Annotated in this window: 3 protein-coding genes; all 3 read right to left on the bottom strand. The window is 46.0% G+C overall.

From position 1 onward, the window contains the following. Positions 1-235: 235 nt before the first annotated feature. The gene (locus tag SBL51_RS23095) at positions 236-2,581 is read right to left on the bottom strand and encodes an SEC-C metal-binding domain-containing protein (protein WP_317933567.1); all 2,346 of its coding nucleotides are present in this window, start codon (positions 2,579-2,581) and stop codon (positions 236-238) included. Between the two features lie 185 nt (positions 2,582-2,766). Beyond that, positions 2,767-3,192, bottom strand: a complete 426-nt coding sequence (locus SBL51_RS23100; RefSeq protein WP_317933568.1) for a hypothetical protein — start codon at positions 3,190-3,192, stop codon at positions 2,767-2,769. Positions 3,193-3,317: 125 nt separating this feature from the next. Continuing rightward, complete coding sequence (locus tag SBL51_RS23105; protein WP_317933569.1) at positions 3,318-3,770, bottom strand: GNAT family N-acetyltransferase; 453 nt, start codon at positions 3,768-3,770, stop codon at positions 3,318-3,320. Between the last annotated feature and the right edge of the window lie 140 nt (positions 3,771-3,910).

Here is a 3,910-nt window from a genome sequence, read left to right on the forward strand (position 1 = left end):
AAAAAGGTCGCTATCGTTGCCTGCATGCGCAAGTTAATCACTATGCTTAATGCTATGGTTCGCGACGATGTTGCTTGGGCTTACTAAAGGTAAATTTAACTGGGTTGACACCACAGTCGCTTGTTATACGGCATCTTGATCAACCTCCCTTTCTCGCATGCGGCTAAAAGCAGGTCACTAAGTCCAACTAATTTTATGAACAATTTTAGCTCTATCTCCATTCAATTCTCTTTCTCTAGCGACCGTGGCACTTTTTGTACTTTACACCGCTTCCACAAGGGCATGGCTCATTACGGCCGATTTTCTTGGCGCGTGTAGGTATTGTCGTATCTACCGATTGAGTCGGATTTACTGTTCTAGTTCGGTGGCTCATGCGTTTGGCATCATCAAAGATATGCGCATTCGTCTCAGTCCTTTCAGAAGGAGCATAAACTTTAAAATGTTGAGCCTTCTCATGAACGCATCCTTTACCAACCTCAATAAACACACCAACAACCTGTGGCGACTCCGCACACAGCGCAACTGCGCTTGCTTTGTCATTTATCTTTTCCCATTCAACATCTTTCCCGGAGCTTTGCATCCAGACAAATAGTGGTTGACCATCACCAGCAAATGCGAAGTAACGTGCGGGGTACTGTTCTAATGTTCTACCTATATCAGAGAGCATTTTTGAAAGATCTTGACGTGCTTTCTCACCATAGTTACGGATAATGCTCTCAGCTGAGAGCCATCCTGGAGCACGGGTAGTGTCAAGTGCTTCGAGCAGCTTCAATAACTCATTCGGGAACTCCTGGGTCGGCATTGGCTTGGTTTCCCAATCCTCGCCCTCGAAGCTCTTGTCGATGATATTACTCATACCATCCCAAACCACCAAATTAGCTTCTTCGCCCTTTAATTGGTCTGCAATATCTTGATCAAATCTGTTCTTGGTTATGTAAGCGCCAAGGTGATCAAACTCGTCAAACAAATGAGAGCGCCTCATTCCAGCCACCGCTTGCCGTACTTCCATGTAGTGTGCAAACATTCCTGGTGTAGGCAGGATACGCTTTAGAACAAACAAATCATCAATCGACATTGATACAAAAGCATGTTTCCCGAGAAGCGGTTCAACCTGAGGCAAATCCTTGCAAAAAGAAGAAAAGGGCGAGAATGACTCGACTGTCAACCCAATGGGCACCATCACACGATAATCAGAGAGGCGGACTCGACCACACTCTTCATATTTTCCGTCAGCTAGATTGTAAAGCGGAACCTCATCCGCAGAACTCAGATAATTAAAGAAACGCTCGCACTGTCTGTAAGCCTTAAGAACCAAGTCCTGTACGGACTGTGCGTGCCGCTTAAAATCGAGCGCAGGCGAAGCAATAGTTGCCGCTGCACCTGCTTTAGCTTCAACGAGGTAGAGCACATCATCGACTAGGACTAGGGTGTCATTTTCGGACCACTGTCTAGTCACTGGATCCTTGTAATAAACCTCTTGGTAGACTGTCGCCCCTGGTAGCTGATCAGTGAGAATGTCTGGAAACGCTCCTTCGCTCATTATTTTCTGGCGGTCTTCGAATGCTTTTTTGTAGTCAGGTTTTTGCTGCAAGAGATTAAAAAGAAGTGCACGGTATCCTGCGTCTCGGGTAAAACAGGGATCGACAGCGTAGTAGTCCGAACCAAGTTGGATTAAGGGTTTTTTGCGGGCGGGTAATGTCCTGTAAGGGGTTCCTGAAAAGTCGCCTTCAGCGAAAAACTCAGTCTCTTCACCACGTTGATACGCCAGGTCAGCCAATAACTCCGTTGGCAATTTCGTGTGACGACTGACGTTAGCAATGCCGCCCCGGAGCATGTCTTCCATGGCTAGTCCTGCAGCTTTCGAAAGATCCGCATTTGCCGCAACCCATGCCTCCATAACATCTTCAAGTGGTTTTTCCTGCTCCTTAGCAAAATCCTGCGCAGCTTCGAACTGCCTCAGCATTTCATCCATGGCATCCGCTTGCCCCGTACGGGTAGCATTGGCCATATCTTGGAAGCCTTCCCCTATCTCAGTAGCTCCGACTCCATAAACCTCTTTAAGGACTTCATCGTGCGGTGCAAGCACGTAACGGTAAAATTCACCTTCTAAAACCTGATAACGGTTCCCCCTGAGCAAAATCCAAGTCGATTTTGCGTGAAATTCGATATCTGCCGTGTTAGGACCAAAGTCCTTGTTTTCTGTATCAGCAGAAGAGCCCATGGCGAAGAACATTGCTTGTTCTTGCAGTTTTCGGCTAAGTGCGAACAACTCGGTGCATTGCGCTTCGTCGAATTCAACTTCGTCGGGAGCAGCGTCTGATGCTAGAACGGCGTGTACGTACTCAAGCAGAAACTGCGTTTCATTAATCGTATCACCAGGATCATTAGTATCGCTTACTGCCGATGCCTCATCACTTCCCGCCATCATTTTCATCAAGCGCTGAGCGTAGATGTAACCAAGAAGATCTTCAGGTGGCATACCTACAATTAAGGCACGCATTTCGGCAGCAGTTGTTTCCATATTTTTCAACAGAGTGGCAACCGCTTCTTTCCGTTTTTGTTCAATAGTTAATGCTGTCATGATTGATCGTTAATCAACGAGAACTCCGGGGGCTGTTTGCTCATTTAAAACACTCTTTAGGTGAAAATGGGAAATTGAGCGCGGCGCCCTACTGTTGCCGTATAACGCCGCCAGCAGGGGCAGACAAAGCGCGCAGCGGTTTGGCTGTCCCTCTGGCTGGCCTTGTTACACGTATTTGCTGAAGCTCATTTATTTAACATTTCCGCTAAAAATGAATCTTTACCGAGTGAGTTAATAAGATCTTCTTTTGCTTTGCCCTTTGTTTTTACAGTCAGCATGGTTTCATCTTTCATCCAGCGCTGAACACATACACTATATTCCTTGCCACCGATAGCCATGTCGAAGATGAGGCAGTCATCCTCTGGATCATTTTTATATGGAGACATTGAAGCTCCGTGCTCTGCGGCAAAACTTTTAGCTGCCTCATAATAAAGGTGCTTGAGAATAGTTTCTTCTTGCCCAGTTGCTATCAATCGCCGAACCTCGAACATGATGACTCGATTTCGCCGTTTCTTTTTGGTCAACACCAAATAAACGACATATGCAGCAAGTGCAAACCAACCTGGAGGGAAAAATATCGAGATGATAATTAGTGCAATAATTACAAGCATTGTGACTCCTTTGTTTTTACGTGTAACGCCTGTAGCACCTGCGCAAACTGTGGTGGTGCCGTTGTGTTACAAGCGCAGCGAACACATAAGGCGCCGCCGCAGTTTGTGTCTGGTGGCTACAATTGTTAGAACTGTATACTACGTTCCATTTGAGTACGAGTAGCCACAAACCCTAAGCTTTCATAGGCAGCAATAGCACCACAATTTGCAATGGAAACATCTAGGCGAATCGAACGTGCACCTTTTTGTAATGCCCACTTTTCAGAAACAGTAATGAGTTCTTTGGCTACTCCACTTTTACGATGCTCTGCATGTACATAAATTGAATCAATATAGCCTTGTGGGAGATTATAAAACCACTGAAGACAAACCACGATAGAGCCGATAGGTACTCCATCCTGCAAAGCAGTGAAGCCCGCAATATCCTCGCTGCCAGTTATCCCAGCAATACTAGACCTCATATCACGTTCTAGGTCGTGGGTTATTGCTACACCTGGAAATGATTCCTGAAAAGCAACCTTGTCCCCCTCGAGATAAAAATCTAAATCCCTTCTAATGTCAAAATTATGAATTTCCATCTCAGTACCAATTTGTTCTAACGCCCGCAGCATGGGCCGACTGAAGCAACGCGTAAGGAGGTCCAGCCAAATACCGAAGGTATTTGGAGAACATGCCTGCGATTGTTATGCATGATAAACTTCCAAAACATGCCTGATTT

The sequence above is a fragment of the Halioxenophilus sp. WMMB6 genome (assembly GCF_033283405.1).
Classification (GTDB): Bacteria; Pseudomonadota; Gammaproteobacteria; order Pseudomonadales; family Cellvibrionaceae; genus Halioxenophilus.